This window comes from Flavobacterium sp. UW10123 (genome assembly GCF_040538975.1).
In the GTDB taxonomy this organism is placed as follows: domain Bacteria; phylum Bacteroidota; class Bacteroidia; order Flavobacteriales; family Flavobacteriaceae; genus Flavobacterium.
Genome location: NZ_JBEWQE010000016.1, coordinates 1 through 19,795, shown reverse-complemented (window position 1 = coordinate 19,795; position 19,795 = coordinate 1). Strand labels below are relative to the sequence as shown.

The window sequence follows — 19,795 nt, the reverse complement described above, 5'->3', positions numbered from 1 at the left end:
CAATTTAATTATAAAAAATAAAAGGCTGTCAATTCTTTTTGCCCAGTCTTTTGGTTTTTATATCTGCATTTAAATAAGCCCCAGCGGGGCAAAATATTTATAGAAATTCAATCACGTACCTACAAAAGAGCTCCAGAGGAGCGAAATATAAAAGCTTTGTAAAAAGATGTCGCTCCGCTGGAGCTTTGTCCTCAATAATAAATACAATTACTATAAATATTTCGCTTCTCCGAAGCTAATCTTTATTTCCTATTTAAAATACTAACTTAAACTGAAACCGATTCCTCATTTTTTAATAATGAAAGATGTATGGTAACGCCTGAATGGCTTTTCTCTTCAGAAAGAACACTATTAAAAGTATGTTCAGCTTCGGCTTTTTTATTAAGACCTAGAAGACCTAATCCTTTCATGTACAAACAGTGAATTTTGTTTCGCTTGTCTAAATCATCTTCCCAAATCATAAGATCAGGAAGTGATACTGCAAAATAATCAATCGTAACATGATCGTTTACATGTTTTTCTGCATAAGCAACAAACTTCTCGAAACGTTTATTGGCTTCTGGAATATTGTTTAGTTTTAAGAAAGCCAATCCCTGATAGAAAATTTTATCCGGCTGCTGATCATTATAAAAAATCGCTGCTGTAGGTTCTTCTAATCCCTGAGTTGCTTTATGCCACCAGTTATTTGCTTCTTGTAAATTATTTTTCTTTTCAAAAGCTACTCCAAGCCAATAATGAATATCATTTTCTTGTGCTCCTGGCAGTTTTCCTTCACCTAAATTTTCAGGATAAATTTGAGCCTGTTCTAAAAGTTCAATCGCTTTATCATAATTCCCTTCAGTAATGTGCTGTTTAGCAATTTCGGTTAAAGAGATCAGGTATTGACCGCTTACTTTTCCTTCACCGCCTTCCCACGGATGGAAAATTCTATTTTGTATTAAAGTCAATGCTTTGTCGTGTTTGCCTAATAAGTTGTATAAAGCCGCTCTCTCTAAATACACATCATCTCTTTGAATAACCAATTCTAAATGTTTTTCTAAGAAAGCAAGTCTAAAGACCAAATCTCTGTTCAAACGTTTGTACAATTGATCTAATTCCATTAAAATTCTAGAATCTTCTGTGTCCAAAGAAAATGCTTTTTCTAAACTAGCCAGTGCTTTTTGTTCATCATTTAATTTATTGTAATATGCCAATGATAAGTTTCTATGAACAGTTGGAAACGTATCATCTATTGCCACCGATTTTTCCCAACACGAAATAGCATCATCATAAAATTTCGAAGCATACCAAAAGTTTCCTAAGTAATACAACGCTTTTGCATCATTTGTCTGTTTCTGAATCACTTCGGAAAGAACCAAAGCAGCCTCAATCTGATTTGGAAAACAATAATCCGGTTTCGCCTGAGAAGCCATTTGGAAACATTTTTCGGCTTGACCGAAATCATTTAACTTTTCATAAAATGAACCAGCAAAATACCAAGCTAATGGATACGTATTTTCATCTTTCAACCCTTCATTTAACAACGAAGCTGCTTCTGCATAAAAACCTGCTGCATTGTAGTCTAAAGCATACTCAATATAAGTATGAATGTTACTTCGAATAAGCGCATTTAGATAATCTAAATCCTTTTTATCGTTGCTCAAAAGATATTTTTCATATAATAAACCAAAATTAAAGCCGTCATTTTTTAAATAACTGTTGATCACTTCAACTGCTTTTTCTTTTTGATTTAACTTTCTAAGAAACGCTGCTTGTAAATGCACTGCTTTATGATCTTCGGTGTTTTTTGAAATAGCTTTTTTGATATGTTCCAATGCCAATTCATAATCGCCTTTTAAAGCGTCAAGCTGTGCCACATAAAAATAACCTTGATTTTGCCAAGCTGCATTCCATGTAGATTTGTAAAAAGCATCATAAGCCTGCTCATTTTTGTTTTGATATTTAAGGCAAAGTCCCAAATTAAAATAAGCCTCACCATCATACGGATTCGGATTTCGCTGTGTCAGCGTTTTGATTGCCGCTCTGAAATAAGGTTCGCTTTCTGCAAATTTTGCTCTTCTCATGAGCCATAATCCTATTGCATTGTTAGAACGAACATCGCCAGAATCACGTTTTAAAGCTTCTTCGTAATACGGAATAGGACTGTAAGTGGCGTGTCTATATTGCTCCAAATGCTGTGCCGTCAGGAATAATTGTTCGTTATTTTCGATGTCTTCTGGAGCAAGTGCAGGTTTTGCCGCTTCTGGAATTTCGTCTTCATTTTGTGCCTCGTAAACCCAGTCAACTAAAACTTTATCATCTGCATCGGTTACAGAAATCGATAAACCTTCTAAAGAAGAGTTATGATCAAAATCAATAGTTTCTTCAAATGAATTGTATGGAGAAGCATCGTACTGTTTTTGGAATAAAACAATATCGTTGTTTTTTAAAGCAACGGTTGTTTTTGGATAAACTCCTGTTGTGTATGCTTTAATGACTAATTTATTGTCAACACTTTCCAGATTAACCATCGCATTTTTAGTAGCATTTTTTACAACTCCTAAATCGCGATATGGCATGAAATATTGCGTAAATTCTTTTTGTTCGCCTGGCATAATCCAAGTAAAGTCAGGTTGATTATCAGTATAGACACCGCACATCAATTCAATATATGGTCCATCTTCATCAGTAAGATTGCGATCCCAAGCACGACCGAAATCGCCGTGTCCCCACGTCCATTGTTTTTTTCCTGGTGAAACATGATGATTGGCAACGTGAAGCAATCCACCTTTTGAGTCATTTTCGTAACCGCCAACAAAATTATATTTAGAAGCAATTGCCATATAAGATGTTGGAACGGGAATGTTTTTGTAACGAGAAATATCGGTTCCAGGAGAATAATCTACTTTATAATACGTTCCTTTTGCAATTGGGAAAGACGAAACATCACGTTTACCATGATCAAAAACAGCATTTACATCTGGCGGAAAAACAGATTGATAATCATCATTTACTTTTACAGCAGGATTTGCCCACCATAAAAAAGTCTGCGGGAAAGAGGTTCTGTTATATAATTGCGCTCTAATTTCTAGATAAGCCTTATCTGGATACAGTCGGAAACCGGCCATACCTTTGGTTCTAAACATACGTTCTACTTCGCTGCACCAAATTGTAGCGCTTCCGTCTTCATGTTCTTCGATTGTAAAATCAACAGGATCAAAAGTGGTCGGTCTATGGTGCTGTGGCCAGTTAAACTCGATTCCTCCCGAAATCCAAGGTCCAGTAAGCCCAACCAATGCAGGTTTTACCACTTGATTGTAATATACAAAATGACGTTCTTTGGTTTTGTCATAAGCCATATGAACACGCCCGCCAAGTTCTGGAAGAATCATTATTTTAACAAACTCGTTTTCAAGATAAACGGCTTGATATTCTTTGTTGGTTTTTTCGTCAGCGATTTTTTCAATAACCGGATAAGGATATACAGATCCGTTACTTCCCTGATAAACTCTTTTCTCAATAAATACAGGATTTTTTTCAGGTTTGCCCACCTCATAAGTTGGCAGGATTATTTTTTCCTTCCAAACATTTACTTTTTGCATGATGTAATGAAATTTAAATTATTGAATATTCTTTGATTCTTTATCAGAAACCATTAGTTTTTCAATCTCTTCGAGACTTTTGTTTTTGGTTTCAGGAAGTTTTTTGAATACAAACAAGAATCCTAAAGCACAGATAATCCCGTAAATCCAGAAAGTTCCAGATGTGCCTAAGTATTCGTTGAAGATTGGAAACGTTTGTACCAAAAGTGCAGATGCAATCCAGAGTGCAAATGTGGCAACAGACATTGCAACACCTCTGATTTGGTTAGGGAAAATTTCAGATAAAATAACCCATGTAATAGGAGCGAGGGACATGGCGTAAATAGCAATTGCTAATAAAACCAGTAATAATAATGGGAAACCAGTAACATTGGTATAATAAAAATACCCCAATAAAGCATAAATAATGGCAAGCGAAGCAGAACCAAATAGCATTAGTTTTTTACGTCCCAATTTATCTACAGTTCCCATGGCAACCAAAGTGAATACAAGATTAATGCTTCCTGTAATTACAATATTCATAAACAAATCGTTGATACTGTAACCTGCCGAAACAAAGATTTCCTGAGCATAGTTGAAGATAATGTTGATGCCGCACCATTGCTGGAAAGCAGCCAAAACAATTCCAATAACTAAAATTGGCAAAGCTTTTTTGTCAAACAGCATTTTGAAATCTGTTCCTTCTGTTTCTTCAGTAAAAGTTTCTTTTATCGTTGTAATTGCTTCTTTGGCGTAAGCCAATCCTCCAATTTTGGTCAAAGTACTTTCAGCTTTTTCATGACTGCCTTTTTTTGCTAAGTAGCGAGGACTTTCGGGAATCAAAAACATTAAAATAAAGAAAAGAACTGCAGGGAAAAATCCTGCCCAAAACATCCATCTCCAGCCTGTTTGTCCGTTCCATGAAGCTAAAATTTGCGCAGGAGAATAATCAGGAGGAATCACTTCTGTAATTAGCATATTGGTGATTTGTGCGGCCAAAATTCCAATAACAACCGTTAATTGGTTAATGGAAACAAATAATCCTCGGGTTTCCTGCGGCGCAATTTCTGCAATATATAAAGGAGAAATGGTAGAAGCGATTCCAATTCCGACTCCGCCGATGATTCGCCAGATAATGAATACGGTAAAGGTTTCTGAAGCTCCAGTTCCAAGAGCGCATAAGGAGAATAATACGGCAGCAACGATTAGTATAGGACGTCTTCCGTAACTGTCGGCTAATTTTCCTGCAACGGCCGCACCCGCGACGCAGCCTACAAGCGCACTGCTCATTGCCCAGCCTTGTAGAGCCGGAGAATTTGTAATACCGAAATAAAGTTCGTAAAATGGTTTTGCACCGCCGATTACAACCCAGTCGTAACCAAAGAGTAATCCGCCTAATGCCGCAACAAGGCTAATTGATAGTAAAAAGGTATAATTATAGTTTTTCATAAAAAGGTTTTATAGCTTTTGTAAAATTAGCGGAATAGGAACCTTTGATTTATGGATATTTTTTTTGAATAGATGGATTATAATCTGATTTTTTGGTATTGAATGCTTAAATACGAAAACAATTGCGTTACTGCTTGTATTCGGTTCGATATTGTATAGGTGAAGTACTCATGATTTTTTTGAACAAACGAGAGAAATACAAAGGGTCATTAAACCCTAAATTAAAACTGATTTCTTTTATGCTCATAGTTGTAAAACTGAGATACTGACAAGCTTTCTGCATTTTTAGATAGTTGAAATAATGAATAGGAGAATAGCCAGTTTGTTTCTTAAATAAGGTAAAAAAATGAGAAGGAGAATAGTTAAAATAAGCGGCAACATCATTAATTTTTAAGGAAAGATCAAGATGTTTTTTCATATAGTCAATAGCCGACTCTATAGTATTATCCTCTGAAAATTTTCGATTCTTTTGAATGAAGAATTTTTCATACAAAAAGGTATTTAATAACTGCCATAACGAAAGATTGGCAAATTCGAGATTACTGGCACTGTAGCCGTCTTCCATAACATCGAGAATGTTTTCAAAAAGTTCAATGCGTCTTTCTTCAAGCGATAATTGAGGTGCAGTGTCGGGATATTCAGCGATAAATTTATCATGGAAAAAAGGCGCTTGAATTCCTGTAAAATGAATCCAGTAAATGCTCCACGGATTTTGCTTTAAAGCATAATAATCATGTGCAACTTCGGGGGGTATTATATAAAAGGTATTGGCTTTTAGTGTTATCGTTTTATTTTCTTTGCTTATGATGCCTTCTCCTTTATAACAATAAATTAAAATGTATTGCTTGCTCCCGTGTTTTCGTTTCATGGAATGATGGCTTGCATTAGGAAACACGCCAATATCCGTAAAATACAAACCAGCTATGAGCGGATTCTTTTTTATGATCGAAAGTATATTCTTTGGAATTACTATCATTCGCTGTCCTAGAAAACCTTCTTTGACTTTTATTTTTTCCTTTTGAGATGCATTTTTCATTTTTCCTGAATCTTGTTTTTCAAATATCGTAATTTAATCCATGCTTTCGCAAAAAATGTCCATTTTGAGAACAATAATCAAAACTAAATTTGAAATTCTATACTAACACTTCAGATTTTAACCTTTTTGTAAAACGATATGAATCCTACAAATAATATTGTTTGTGAGTCTTTTGGCTGGCATGATGAGAAAGAGATTTTCAAATTTCAGATCACAAATAGTCACGGCAATTATGTCGAACTTATTAATTATGGAGCCATAGTAAAATCCATAGTAGTGTCAGATAAATTGAGAAACAAAGAAAATGTGGTTTTAGGATTTCCAACTTTAGAAGGATATGTAAAAGATCAATCTTATATAGGAGCAACTGTTGGACGTTTTGCCAACAGAATTAATAATGCGGCATTTTCTATTGAAAATAAAACGTATCATCTCGATAAAAACGATGGTAAAAACAATAATCATAGCGGTTCGGCTGGGGTTAATAACAAAGTGTTTGATTTTATTGTAGAAGAAGATGCCGTAATTTTTTCTCTTGAAACTGAAAACGGAGAAGGAGGTTTTCCGGGGAATTTGAAAACAAAAGTGATCTATAAATGGACGGATCAAAACGAGCTCAAAATTATTTTTTTGGCAGAAGCCGATGAGCCAACTCCATTAAACTTTACCAATCATTCTTATTTTAATTTGAATGCCTGTAAAGAAAAAATATACCATCATCAGCTTACTATTCAAGGATCTAAAATTCTGGAAAGTACAGCCGATTATATTCCGACAGGAAAAATTTTGCTTGCCGATGAGTATTTGTTTTTGAAGGACAAACTAAAAGATGTAATGCAAAACAGCGGACTTAATCTCTATTATATTTTTGATAGAAACACTAAAAATGAAAATCCTGTTTGTGAATTGTACGATGAAAAATCAGGAAGAATAATGCGGGTTTATACTTCTTATCCAGGAGTGCAATTGTATACGGGAGATTATTTGAATAGTGATAGTATCGGAGAACACAATAAACGATACAGATCGTTTGATGGTCTCTGTTTAGAATGCCAGTACTATCCCGATAGTCCAAATCACGAGCATTTTCCGAATACGATATTCCAATCTGGACAAGTTTATAACGAAACTATTATTTATGTTTTTGATGTAATCCAATAACAAAAAGAACTATCACCTCTAATAATTATATAAATGAAAAAAATGTTTCTTAACCGATCTTTAAGTATTCTGATACCCGCAGTATTTTTTATACTGACAAGTTGTGTCGCTCAAAATGAAGAACTTTCTTTAAAGTCTAAGGACAATCAAAATAAGATTGAACTGTCTTTAAGCCAAGACGGGAAATTGTCTTATAAAGTTACTCGCAAAGACCAAGCGATAATTTTAGATTCGCCTCTTGGATTAAATTTCGAGAATAATGATTTTACTTCAGGACTATCTATTGTAAAAGTTTCACCAATTGAAGAAAAGCGCGAAAAATACGAACTCAAAGTTGCGAATAACAAAGTTGCGGATCATGTTTTTAAAAGCAAAAGCATTACATTCAAAAATAGCAAAGGCGCTTTAATGACAATAGATTTAATTGCAGGTCAAGAAGGTGTTGCTTTTAGATATAAGTTTCCAGAGCAGGAAAAACAAAGTAGAATACTTAAAAATGAATTTACTGGTTTTCATATAGCTCAAAATGCAAAAGGATGGTTACAGCCTTATAACAAAGCAGGAGATTATACGCCAGGTTATGAAGATTTTTATATTAATGTCAAGCCTGGAGATCCTATAAACGGTGCAAGAGGTGAATCTGTAGGTTGGTGTATGCCCGCGCTTTTTAATGTTAATGAGACTAAAAACTGGGTTTTAATTGCAGAATCAGGAACAGACGGTTCGTTTCCAGGCTGCCATCTAAATTCAGATTCTAAAAATGGAATTTACACCATTGCTTTTGCTAAAAATGATGAAAAATTCACATTGCCTTTAGCTGATAAAGGAATTGCTTATCCTGAATCGAGTTCGCCTTGGACAATGCCATGGAGAGTAATCATGATTGGAGATAAAGCGGGAGATATATTATTATCTACTATGATTACCGATTTGGCTCCAGCTTCTAAAATTTCAGATACTTCATGGATTGTTCCCGGAAAAGCGGCGTGGTCGTGGTGGTCGCATCCTGAAGATTTTACACCAGAAATGTATAAAAAGTTTACGGATGTTTCGGCTTCATTTGGATTTAGATATACGCTTTTTGATGCTGGATGGGAAAAAGCTAATAAAGAAGGAAAAATTATTGACCATGCTTTGTCAAAAGGAGTTCAGCCATTGGTTTGGGGATATTCGGCTGAATATTTTGATTCAGATAAGAGAAAGAAAAGATTCAAAGAGTTGGCAGATATGGGCGTAAAAGGAGTTAAGATCGACTTTTGGTGTTCGGATAGGCAGGAAGTTATGGGAACGCTGCAATCGGTTTTTGAAGATGCGGCGAAAGAACATCTTTTGGTAAACTTGCACGGTACAACAGTGCCAAGAGGCTGGCATAGAACATGGCCCAATTTTGTAACAGCAGAGGCTATTTTAGGAACTGAAAGTTATTTTTATGAGCCAAGATTTCCTGAAAAAGCAGCAGAACAAAATACAGTACTACCATTTACAAGAAACGTTGCAGGTCCGGCAGATTATACACCATTCGCTCTGACTTTTAGAAAGTATACTCGTTTAAATACTGCTGCGCACGAATTGGCTATGGCAATGATTTATACTTCAGGAGTTATTCATTTTGCCGATTCAGAAGAAGTTTTCAATTCGCTTCCAAATGAATTGAAAAATTTATTAAAAGAAATGCCTGCGACGTGGGATAAAACAGAATGCATTATTGGAGAACCAGGTAAAGCGTTAGTGCTGTCACGCCAAAAAGATAACCTTTCTTATGTTGTTGGTATAAATGGGACTAATTCAAATCAGCCTATAACAATTGATCTGAAAAAATACGGAAAAGGTTTTTCAAAATTCAGAATTATCTCTGAAGGCAACGACAGGTTAATGGAATTTAAAGTAGAAACTTATCCTGTAACTTCAAACTGGAAGTATAGCTTAGCACCTAAAGGAGGATTTATTATAAAGTTTATAAAATAAAAAAATAACAAACCAACTGCTTGAGATATGGCAGTAATTGCTGATTAATTATTTCTTATTTCATTTGGGATTTGCAGATAGTTTAGGGCTCTATAAAGTTTAAAGCAACCTTTTGAGGTTGCTTTTTGTCCTTACATAGCAGCAAGTATGTTTGGTGGCGTAACTAACGGCAGTGCTAAAATTACTTTACAGTCAGACGGGGAAAATTGGTATGCAGTTTCATATACAATGTAATCTTTTGAAAGTTTACTAGTCATTAATGATAAATATTAGAACAATGAAAAAAAAAGTTTTTACTTTAATAATGACCTTCATTTTCTTGCAGACTTTTGCACAGATAGGCAAGCCTGTTGTAGTTGGAGGAAATCAAAAAGGAGACGATAATGCTACTTTTGAAATTCTATCGCAAAATGGAACAAAAGGATTTATGCCTCCTAAATTTACTTCTGCTCAGATGGCAACATTACAGTCAACATTGGGCATGATAAATAAAGGATTAACAGTATATAATACAGATGAAAATTGTCTGCAATCTTGGAAAGGGAATGCTTGGTCGGAATGTGATGCAATTTCGTTAGCAAAGTTTACTTTTGACTGTTCTACCGCTACTGTTACAAAAGGAAGTTATTATGCTGGAGTACCGACTGGAACAAATAATTATATTGAAATTACTGCAACAGTTGTTAAACCTGGGACCTATACTTTTTACACAGAAACAATAAACGGTGTGCGATTTTCGTATACAGGAATTGTTGCAGCAATGCCGAGCGGGCCAATAAAAATTCAGATTCCTGCTTTTGGAACCCCAACAGATGTTAATCCAGCTGTTGCGTATAGAGTTTATGATCAAACAGGTAAAGAAGTTTGTAGTGCATCTAATTTTACAATTCCAGTAACAGAAAATAATGCAGATTTTAAAATCTCTTGCGATAATACACAGCCAGTTGGTACTTTTACAGAAGATCAGCCTGTAGATCCAGTTACTAATGGAGTAAGTCTTCAGTTGGATGTAGCAGAATCAGGTTTTTATTCTTTGCATACAGATGTTATTGGATCTAACGGTGCAGATACAGGTATGTGATTTGAAGGTACGGGATATGTATCAACTTCATCCGCTGCTCGTATTACTCTTACTGCGAAAGGCACACCAAAATGGGGAAGTAATGGAAAACTCACTTTTACGCTTTATGATAAACATAGCGTAGCGGTTGGATGTACATTTACAGTGAGTTTGCAAAGTGTTAAAGGAGGTTATACTCCCGATTGTACAGTAACAGGAACAGTTGTAAATGGTGTATTTGTTGAAACAAAGGGAGCATCTCCCACAAACTATATTACGCTTAAAGTGAACGTTACTAAACCAGGGCCTTTGAAAATTACTACTGATGTGGTTAAAGGAGTTTATTTTAATGGAGTGGGAACTTTTGACAAAACTGGGAATCAGGAAGTAACTTTAGTTTCAAATGGTACAGCCGAAGCAGGAAGTGTTGGATTATATTCTTTTAAATTATTAGACGCCGCAAACAAAAATGCCGTTTTATGTACGCCAGCTTCAAAAATAGAAATTCAGGCTAATCAAGCAACGATGGCTTGTAATATGCCATATGCTGTAATCAATAGTACAATGAAAATGAATACTACTGTATCAGGAGCATCAGCAACAATTGCAATACCAGTCGAGTTTTCTTCTACGGGACCATATAATATAAGTGCAACGGCCGCAGGTGTAACACTTAAGGCTTCTGGTACTATAACACAAATTGCTACTCCTACTACAATTAATTTTCAGGCAGTTGGTAAGCCAAACCAAGCTAATAATACAGATGGTATAGTTTTTATTTTAACAGATGCATTAGGGACTTCTTGCCCAAGAAATATAATTATAGTACCTACAAAAGGAAGTACTAAGGATTACCCTGCTAATACCTGCAAGGATGCAATGGCTGACAATGGTGGTGCTGGAGTGGCTCCAAATGGTGAATATTGGATAAAGCCAACACAATACACTGGTAGTGCTATGAAAACGCTTTGTAATATGACAAATGGCCAAACAATGGTATGGTCATATTCTGAACAGACAGCGAGAAATATTTATATGACTGCAACATCAGGTATTCCTAGCACTTATAAATTTTCTTCGGATATGCCTATAAATGATAATAACTACACTAGTGAAACTATAAATTATGCGAACTTTAGAATGTCAAAAACGGCAATGGCAGCAATTGGTGTAGATAACGGAACATTACCAAGTTTAACTTCAACAGGTACAACAACCAACACAAAATGGAGATTCAGAGTAGTATCTACTTTGGCAAATGCGTCAAAAATTGATGACATAAATGCAATGGATAATTATATTGAATTTAATCCATATAATGGTTATGCATTTACATCTACTTATGGAGATACGAATGGAGCACATCTTTTTACTGGTAAATTAAATGGAAAAGTAATTAGTTACTCACCTAGTACATATGACAGCATGAATGCTACTACGTATTTTTATGGCGCACCTGTAAGTGAGCGAATATACGGCTATACAGGGGCTCCAGCTGGTCAGCCCAACTATTTTGGAGGTTTTGGGTCTACTACAGAAGTAAGTGGACACTTTTTTGACTGTAATAATGGTCAGCAAACTTGCGGTCCAGCAAATCTAGTTGTGAGTCCAGCAAATAAAGTAATACAAGTGTTTGTTTATTAATGTTTTAAGAAACAATGCTGAATTGAATTATAATTAATAAATTTACTGTCCTTGAGTTTTTTAAGGGCAGTTTTTTTTGAAAAAACTAATTATATGAAAAGTTTTTCTACTATTCTATTTGCATTGATGTTTTGCCTAATAACGTCAAAAAATTCTGCGCAGCAAAGCATAAGACTGGAAGCTGAAGGCCTGCGTAAAGGAGATACTTGTGTCTTATATGGTTATAAAAACGGAATGGCTTTGCTTTTGCAGATGAAAATAGTAGAAGACTCTGATTTGGTAACAATAACAGATACCAGTAAAGTTCGTACAGAAGGCATTTATATGCTAATGCTTCCGCTCCGTATTTCAAAAAATATGATTCCCATTTTATATTCTGATGCTGAAGAGAAAATAATTGATTTGCATTACTATGAACACAATCAGAATACTGTTTTTAAGAATAGCAAACAAAATAATGCTTATGCAGAATAGCTGGTTGCTTCAAAAAAGTTTTATGCGACACAGCATAAATTGGAAGAAGATTTTTTAAATGAACCAGATAGTGTTGAGAAGAAAAAAATTAGAGAAAAAGCAATTTCAGAGCAACAGATTCTCTATAATTATGGTAAAAGAATTGAAGAAGCATATCATAATTCGACAGTAGCAAAATTAATCGCAGGTGTCAATACATTGCCTATACCAAATATGGCGTGGGAAGGCGAGCATCTTATGTATGATGTTGACGATATAAAATATGTACAAGTTATCAATTTTTTAAGGGAAAATTATTGGAGTGGAGTTAATTTTAAAGACAATCTACTTCTTAATACTCCATATATTGGGGGTAAAATGACACAATATATTAGTCTTTTTAATATAAAAGATAATAAAAATATTCTTTTGGCTATAAATGAAGTATTGCAGAAAGCGAGCGTTAATCCGGATATCTATCATGTTGTAGAGGAGTCATTGTTAAATCTTTATTTGAAGAAGAAAAGTGGCTTTTTTAATGAAGAGTTAGGAACCTACATTCTTAAAAATGAAAAGAATCAGCCTTTTACTCCAGACTGGCGTAAAGATGTTATAGACTCAAACATTTCTTTTATCGAAAAAAATAAGTTGGGTTCTATAGCTGCAGATCTCCGCTTAGAGGATCAAAATGGTAAAAAAATATCGTTACTAGATAATAAATCACAATACACCATTTTATATTTTTTTAATCCAGATTGTTCCCACTGCATGCAAGTATCTCCAATTGTAAAGGAATGGCTAAGTAATGGTGCGCCTAAAAATGTTGTATTACAGGCAGTGTATGTGGACAATGATGAGAAATTATGGCGTAAATATATCAGTGAAAACAAGTTTCCTAAAAATTGGATAAACTAATGGGGCAATTCTAATTTCGGTAAGATTAGAACAGAGTACTGGATAGATAATATACCCTCAATTTATCTTTTAGATCAAAATAAAAAAGTGATTTTGAAAGATGTGGATTATAAGAAACTTATGGGTTATTTTCAAATATAAAGAAACAAAGTAGATAAAAAAAGTAAAGGCCTAATTCATAGGCTCATAAAAAGTTCTCTTGAAATCATCTATTTTAAATGTTAGATATTTACTTAAAAAAAACAAGATTAATAAATAGACCTATTTTATTGCTAATGAGTTTAATAAAGTCTTCAGTATTTTTTGTTTAAGGCTATATAGATTTTTAATAATAGAGAATAAATTAAACCAAGAATAGTATAACAAGCAAGCATCGCTTAATAGAAATAATTTTTTACGCCCCAAAAGTAATGATCTTTATACCCCAGAATAACTAATTGCTTGTTAAACAAAAAAAATGAACTTATGTCTGTTGTTGTGAATTAAACAATAGATGTAACTCAAGACATTAAGATTATAAATGTAAAAGCGAGAAGCATTTAAGCTTAGCCTTAAAAACATTTCCAAAAACAAAAAATAAATTTTTATAAAGCACATTCATTTCCAATGGAAACAATAGAACATTTTTATGGTGCAGATTTAAGTTGGGTAGAAAGTTTTGCCAAACAATATGGCGGAAAAGTAGAAGGCAATTTTATAGTAGTTCCTGAGGATATTCAATCAGGAACAAGGTATTTTCTCGATTGCGGTGAAGGAATTGTTGCATACTATGTAAATGTAGAATATAAAAAAGATTTGCATCTAATACAAAAGAATCCTAATAGTGATTTTGTTGGATTTTACTACAATCTAACCGATGGTGAAGCTACTGTATCTATTCATAATTCAATTTACGATGTAAGTAGATGGCAATATAATTTATCCGTAATTGACGGCACACTTGAATCTGAATACAGTGTAAAAAAAGGAAGCAGAACATTTGCATTGTGCATCTTTATAAAAAAAAGGGCAATACGGAATTATGTAATAAATAATCAGCTTAAATTCCCAAATATTGATGAAATCTTAAATCCTCAAAAGAACACGATTGTTCGATTTGATAGGATGAGCAGTAAAAGCTTTCATATTCTAAATGATTTAAAGAAAAAGAAAGTAGGTGGTTCTATTTTCGATTTAAATCTAATAGGGACAGTTCATATGCTTATTGCGAACTATTTGAACAAACTTAGTACTAGACGCATTATAATTCAAACAGTAAATCGACAAGATTTAGCAAGTATTATAGCAAGTCAAATGTATTTAATAGAAAATATAAAAGACCATTTTCCTAGTATTAAGTTGCTTGCAAAAAAAGCGAACATGTCTGAGGCAAAATTTAAAATGCTATTCAATAAAATAACAGGGAATGCACCTAATGTGTTTTTTATGGAAAATAAATTATTTAAAGCCATAGAATTACTTGAGACTAAACAATTTTCGATATCACAAATCTCAGATCAGCTTAATTTTGCTAACGGAGCTCATTTTTCTACAAAATTTAAAGAGCGATTTGGAGTTTCTCCTAAAACATATATTCAAGAACTATAAAGCTTATTTGTAACTTTATGCTATTGTAGTAGAAAATATATTAGTTCCATCTTTACAATATCACGATTCCACCATACTATTACTGGCTCCATTGATTTATTCTGGAAATCTCAAGAACCATATAGATTAGTTTTTATGTCAGAAATAAGTTTTAAGCTTAGTTATAAAGAGTAAGCTTGTAATGTTTTTTTTGCCCATTTTCCCCAGTCTTTCAAAGCGTCTAAAAGTATTTTGTTTAGCCCTTTATTGTCAGTAGGTTTGCCTTTAATTGGTGGAGCTAAATCTTTATCAGAAACTGGAATTTCAGTAACTTTTGTGGCAAACCATGTCATGTTTTCATGTGGCAGAGCCAAGCCTAAAATTGTTCCAGGTAAGCCTGTAAAAGATTCAGGGCCGCCTGAGAATGGAATTTGAATTGTATAATAGGCAACAACATAAACAGAATCAATAATTATAGCATTTGCTCTGCGACATTCATAGCCCGCAATTTCTCTGGTTTCATCGGTAATTTTCCAGTCAATTTTGCGTAAGCTATCTTTAACTAGGTATAAATCATCGTAAACATTTTTTTGTGTAATACTAACTTGCGTATCAAGATCTGTGGCGATAACATTTTTTAAATTAGCCATTGCATCGTCAGCAATCCAACTGTTGCTTGCTGATTGACTTGTTTCATCCCATTTGTATAAACTCTTGTTTTTTGAAAAACTGAGAATGCTTTTTGTAGTTTTGAATTGGGGATTGTTTTTTTTATAACTTTCAAAAGCTAATTGATAATAACTATCTGTTTCTCCTTTTATTTTTTTTGTAATCAAAGCATACATATTCGATTTCTTCTCATATTCGATTACGCCATTTTGTACAAAGTGGTCATTTTGTGCAAAAGTATTGTAGCTTGTCAATACAATTATTAAAATTAAAATGCGATTTATTATTGTTTTCATAGTTTTAGTTTTGTTTAATTTCTCCTCCTCCCATTTTGCTGAAATCCCAGCTTACAGAAAACATAAAGTATCTTTGGATAGTGGTATAAGTACTTTGGCTGATATTTCCATTGAATGCAGAACGATTAAATCCTACATTTTGGTTCAAAAGATCTCTTCCTGTTATAGTAACTCTTAAATTATCGGTTTTTAAGAATTTTTTGGTGATAGATGCATTCCAAATAAAACGTTCAAAAGTTTCTTGAATCACTTGTGTTTTTCCATTATATTGATAATTACCATCTGTGCTAATTTCAATTTTGAAAGGCAATTCTATATTGGTCCAGAAATTTCCATTAAAACCCCAACCATTACTATCACTGTTTTCGTTGATGCTTGCATCTGCAACATTGTAGGTGGGCCCGAAACTGGTATTAAAATTATATTTTTTTTCTTTATATTTTGATAAGTTTAAATTAAAGGAATAAGTTGAATTTTTAGTTTGATTCAGTTTTGTATTGATATAATTATAGTTTACATTTTTGTTGGCGCTTAAACCAATTCCTGCGTTCATGTCTATGGCTTTGATTGTTTTCCCAAAATTACTATTCAAATAATAACTTGTTGCAGCTTTGTCTTTTAGGTTTACAAATTGAGAAATACTTTGTCCTCTATCATTTGTAATCACATTACTTATTATTGGATTTAGCGTAAAATTATACGATCCATTAATCGAAAAGTATTGATTGCTAAGCACTTTGTACGAGTAATAACTACCTCTAAGATTATTTTTAAAAGAAGGATCTAAATCAGGATTACCCAAAATAGTATTTAATGGGTTCTGATTATTTGGTATTGGTTGTATTTGTTCTAATGTTGGCTGATCGTTGTTTCCGTTATACGACAAACGCAGTGATTCTCTTTGTTTAAAATTGTATTGATAGGTTATTTGAGGCATGTAGTTGACAAATTTTCGCTTAAAAGAAGTATCTCTATAAACATCATATTGTTTAAAGTTTACATCACTAAATTTAGAGCCAAAATTAAAAACGGTTTTGTTTTTTTTGTAATTGAAAATCGCTCCAAGTTGGTTTATCGTTTGGTCTAATTCATAATTATTACTAAAGATGGAATCCAAAACATTATAATCACCATTTGGAGATTGATTAAAAGATTTACGATCAGATTTCCCGTTACTAATGTTGAATCCATAATTAAGAATTAAAGATAGACTTTTGGATAACGGTTCAGTATAGATTAAATTTGATTTAAAAGCCGTATTGCTAATATTATTGACTTTGTTTTGATCGACTACTTTGGTGCTATCTGGACTAATTGCAGATGGTGTAAAAAATTCAGCTCGAGAATTTAAATAACCATCACTTTTGCTATCTGTACTTGATTGGCTTAAATTAAGAGATAATGTTCGTCCCGTTTTTTTAAGTCTTTTGGTTAATAAAGTATTTATATTAAATACTTTGTCATCAACATCGTTTGTAGTTGTCTGTTTCAAATTATTCAATTGGTTACCTTGTTCGTCAGAACCTTTTCGCATTTCTGCTTCACTTGAATTGCTGTTCTTAAATAATCCATCTACATTTAATTTTAAAGTTAAAGTAGTATCAATTTTAATTTCATAAGCTAGATCAAATTTGTTTTTAGTCATGTTTTTCTCAAAACTCTTGTCTGAAGTATTATAAATGCTACTAGAACTTAAATTTTGTTGGTTAATATCATTGCGGTTTCCTGAAAGTTTGATGTCACCAATTTTATAATTTACATTGATAGATTCTTTATCGTTGTTCCATTTATTGTCAAAATGTATTCCGCCAGTTTGTACAATAGGAATTCCTTCACCATTAAATTGTCCATCCCAACTTTCAAATTCATCATTTGCATTGTTTGAAAAATAAATACCGCCGTCATCAGTTACTTGATAATTGCTTTGGCCATATTTATCTTTATCTCCCCATCCTAATCCTACTTGTCCTGTGTTGCCTAGAATGCCATAAGCTGCTAATTTTTTCTTATCCCAAAATTTATTAAACATGGCCTGACCTTTGTAAAAATTATCAGTCCCTCCTCCGAGTTCTACTTTCCCGAAATGACCATTTTTTTTATCTTCTTTAAGCTTTACATTTAGGGTTTTGGTTTTCTGGCCATCATCAATTCCTGTAAAAGCGGCTTGATCACTTTTTTTGTCATACAATTGTACTTTATCTACCATGTCCGCACGGAGGTTTTTTGTAACTAAAGTGGGATCATCACCAAAAAATTCTTCACCATCAACCAAAACTTTGGTTACAGTTTCGCCTTGAGCGGTAATTTTTCCATCCTTATCAATTTGTATTCCTGGAAATTGTTTTATCAGATCTTCGACTTTTGCATTAGGTTCTATTTTAAATGCTTTTGGATCAAATTCTAATGTATCTCCTTTGATTTTCATGGTAGCTCTATTGCCTTTTATAATTATTTCGGATAGTAATCTCCCTTTATCAGCCAAATTAATTTTACCATAATCTTTGATCAACTTTGTGGAATCAATAGAAAATTGATCTACAAAATCAGCATATTTGGGATAAGATACCAGTAAAATAAACTTACCAGGCTTAATATTATTCAATTCAAAATAACCATTTTCTTTGGCTCGGGTAAATTTTAGTAAAATGGAATCTTGTGCTCTTAACAGAGAGACTGATGCTTTCGATAATGGAGAATTGTTGATGGTGTCTATTGCATATCCTTTAACTGTGCCTGATGTTTGTGCTTGTGAAATATTTGATAAAAAAAGAAAGCAGTATAATACTAGAATGGTTTGTCTCATTAATTGGTTATGGTTTTTTGAAAAAGAGGCATTAAAGTTCTATTCCATTTTTTGAGAAATAGAAATTAAAAGCACTTGGTTTTGTGATTTGTTTTTTGGGAGCAGGAAGATTCTAGATTCTATAGTAGAAATTGAAATAGCACTTTTTTATAAAGGTTTGCACAAGTGAAGTGGCTTGGTTTTGTGAAATTCATTTTTTTTGAGAGGTTTTGATTGTTAGTGGTTCGAATTTTAACGATTTTGATTGGTAATACTTAATAGAATAGTTAAATATGAATTTGGTTCAAATGTAAATAAAAATACTACAATATTAAAAAAAGACTTGCTTTTGTTGCTAAGGTTAATTATTCCATCTAACATTTACAGAAAATGAGAGATTGCATAAAATTAAGGCAGTCTTCGAGATGTTTTTTATTTTACAATGTTTCTATGTAAGTTTCATGCCAGTTAACTTTAGATTTTTTCTATTCTTTAATTTTTGACTTTGAGGGAGAAGACGGTTATAGATATTCGTTTATTTAGAGAAGGAGTCATTATATTTATTTATATTTTTTTTCAAACTGCTTTATTTTTGATTTGTGAAGAATGATGTAGTTTAGAACATTTAGTAGTATAATGTTTAGATTACTTTCTGAATGTGTTGCAAAAGCATTAATTCTAGTGATCAGTAGTCATTTGAAATTTAAGATTTAAATCTCTTTGAAATAATGTTTTAATTGTTTAAAACTTGATGTAGCGATTTTTTAACCAAATTCAAAAATGAGCAAGCTTTAGTGGAGCGATAGTAAGGAATTTTTTTTACCATAGTTTTTTGTAGTAAAAAGATAATCCTTTCATTTTGATGATACAATATGATATAATGTATATACTTGGCAACTTTTCAAATAAGTTGTATTGAAGCACTATCTTATTTAAAATACAGAGTTGTAGGTAAAATCTTTAATGTTTATTTAAGGTTTTGTTTGTTAAGTTCTATGTTGTCAGTGGTTTAATAAAAAGTTTTAGAAAAAAAAGAAAAAAAATCATGAAAACTCTTGTAAATGATGATAAACTGACTACCTTTGCACCCCGCAAAACACGGAAAGTTCCTTGAGATACTGGCAGAGAAATGAGAATATAGAGGCGAAAAGAAAGCTTCAAAATTTTTTCAATTTTTTCTTGCGAGAAACAAAAAGAAGTTTTAGTTTTGCACCCGCTTTGAAACAGAAGCGAAAACAA

Annotated in this window: 13 protein-coding genes; 7 read left to right on the top strand and 6 right to left on the bottom strand. The window is 33.0% G+C overall.

The genetic code is table 11. From position 1 onward, the window contains the following. Positions 1-266: 266 nt before the first annotated feature. The 3 genes from ABXT06_RS18185 to ABXT06_RS18175 form a co-directional block, all read right to left on the bottom strand. Entirely contained in the window at positions 267-3,581 is a 3,315-nt protein-coding gene (locus ABXT06_RS18185; protein WP_354592009.1) for a DUF5107 domain-containing protein, read from the bottom strand. An 18-nt stretch (positions 3,582-3,599) separates the two neighbouring features. Further along, positions 3,600-5,009, bottom strand: a complete 1,410-nt coding sequence (locus ABXT06_RS18180) for a sugar porter family MFS transporter (RefSeq protein WP_354592008.1) — start codon at positions 5,007-5,009, stop codon at positions 3,600-3,602. A 127-nt stretch (positions 5,010-5,136) separates the two neighbouring features. Beyond that, on the bottom strand, positions 5,137-6,045 hold the full coding sequence (locus ABXT06_RS18175; RefSeq protein ID WP_354592007.1) for an AraC family transcriptional regulator: 909 nt from the start codon (positions 6,043-6,045) through the stop codon (positions 5,137-5,139). A 138-nt stretch (positions 6,046-6,183) separates the two neighbouring features. On the opposite strand from ABXT06_RS18175, the gene ABXT06_RS18170 reads away from it, so the two are divergent. The 7 genes from ABXT06_RS18170 to ABXT06_RS18140 all read left to right on the top strand — a co-directional run bounded on the left by ABXT06_RS18170 (position 6,184) and on the right by ABXT06_RS18140 (position 14,830). Continuing rightward, positions 6,184-7,206 carry an aldose epimerase family protein gene (locus ABXT06_RS18170; RefSeq protein WP_354592006.1) on the top strand — a complete coding sequence of 341 codons (1,023 nt, stop codon included), beginning with the start codon at positions 6,184-6,186 and terminating at the stop codon, positions 7,204-7,206. Positions 7,207-7,239: 33 nt separating this feature from the next. Beyond that, on the top strand, positions 7,240-9,171 hold the full coding sequence (locus ABXT06_RS18165; RefSeq protein WP_354592005.1) for a glycoside hydrolase family 97 protein: 1,932 nt from the start codon (positions 7,240-7,242) through the stop codon (positions 9,169-9,171). Positions 9,172-9,448: 277 nt separating this feature from the next. Then, positions 9,449-10,252, top strand: coding sequence for a phage tail-like protein (locus ABXT06_RS18160; RefSeq protein ID WP_354592004.1), 804 nt, complete (start codon positions 9,449-9,451; stop codon positions 10,250-10,252). 150 nt (positions 10,253-10,402) lie between these two features. Further along, the gene (locus tag ABXT06_RS18155; RefSeq protein ID WP_354592003.1) at positions 10,403-11,875 is read left to right on the top strand and encodes a hypothetical protein; all 1,473 of its coding nucleotides are present in this window, start codon (positions 10,403-10,405) and stop codon (positions 11,873-11,875) included. Between the two features lie 93 nt (positions 11,876-11,968). Continuing rightward, entirely contained in the window at positions 11,969-12,349 is a 381-nt protein-coding gene (locus tag ABXT06_RS18150; RefSeq protein ID WP_354592002.1) for a hypothetical protein, read from the top strand. A 39-nt stretch (positions 12,350-12,388) separates the two neighbouring features. Then, positions 12,389-13,243 carry a thioredoxin-like domain-containing protein gene (locus ABXT06_RS18145; protein ID WP_354592001.1) on the top strand — a complete coding sequence of 285 codons (855 nt, stop codon included), beginning with the start codon at positions 12,389-12,391 and terminating at the stop codon, positions 13,241-13,243. A gap of 606 nt (positions 13,244-13,849) precedes the next feature. Then, on the top strand, positions 13,850-14,830 hold the full coding sequence (locus ABXT06_RS18140; RefSeq protein ID WP_354592000.1) for a helix-turn-helix domain-containing protein: 981 nt from the start codon (positions 13,850-13,852) through the stop codon (positions 14,828-14,830). A gap of 161 nt (positions 14,831-14,991) precedes the next feature. Here the strand turns inward: ABXT06_RS18140 and ABXT06_RS18135 are convergent, their stop codons facing one another. The 3 genes from ABXT06_RS18135 to ABXT06_RS18125 form a co-directional block, all read right to left on the bottom strand. Then, complete coding sequence (locus tag ABXT06_RS18135; protein WP_354591999.1) at positions 14,992-15,774, bottom strand: GLPGLI family protein; 783 nt, start codon at positions 15,772-15,774, stop codon at positions 14,992-14,994. A 4-nt stretch (positions 15,775-15,778) separates the two neighbouring features. Continuing rightward, the gene (locus ABXT06_RS18130; RefSeq protein ID WP_354591998.1) at positions 15,779-18,577 is read right to left on the bottom strand and encodes an outer membrane beta-barrel family protein; all 2,799 of its coding nucleotides are present in this window, start codon (positions 18,575-18,577) and stop codon (positions 15,779-15,781) included. Positions 18,578-19,549: 972 nt separating this feature from the next. Next, on the bottom strand, positions 19,550-19,795 hold a 246-nt coding region (locus tag ABXT06_RS18125; protein ID WP_354591997.1), incomplete at its 5' end, for a hypothetical protein.

Coding starts and splice junctions, on each gene's coding strand:
- ABXT06_RS18185 (WP_354592009.1), bottom strand. CDS start 3,581: ATGCAAAAAGTAAATGTTTGGAAGGAAAAAATAATCCTGCCAACTTAT.
- ABXT06_RS18180 (WP_354592008.1), bottom strand. CDS start 5,009: ATGAAAAACTATAATTATACCTTTTTACTATCAATTAGCCTTGTTGCG.
- ABXT06_RS18175 (WP_354592007.1), bottom strand. CDS start 6,045: ATGAAAAATGCATCTCAAAAGGAAAAAATAAAAGTCAAAGAAGGTTTT.
- ABXT06_RS18170 (WP_354592006.1), top strand. CDS start 6,184: ATGAATCCTACAAATAATATTGTTTGTGAGTCTTTTGGCTGGCATGAT.
- ABXT06_RS18165 (WP_354592005.1), top strand. CDS start 7,240: ATGAAAAAAATGTTTCTTAACCGATCTTTAAGTATTCTGATACCCGCA.
- ABXT06_RS18160 (WP_354592004.1), top strand. CDS start 9,449: ATGAAAAAAAAAGTTTTTACTTTAATAATGACCTTCATTTTCTTGCAG.
- ABXT06_RS18150 (WP_354592002.1), top strand. CDS start 11,969: ATGAAAAGTTTTTCTACTATTCTATTTGCATTGATGTTTTGCCTAATA.
- ABXT06_RS18140 (WP_354592000.1), top strand. CDS start 13,850: ATGGAAACAATAGAACATTTTTATGGTGCAGATTTAAGTTGGGTAGAA.
- ABXT06_RS18135 (WP_354591999.1), bottom strand. CDS start 15,774: ATGAAAACAATAATAAATCGCATTTTAATTTTAATAATTGTATTGACA.
- ABXT06_RS18130 (WP_354591998.1), bottom strand. CDS start 18,577: ATGAGACAAACCATTCTAGTATTATACTGCTTTCTTTTTTTATCAAAT.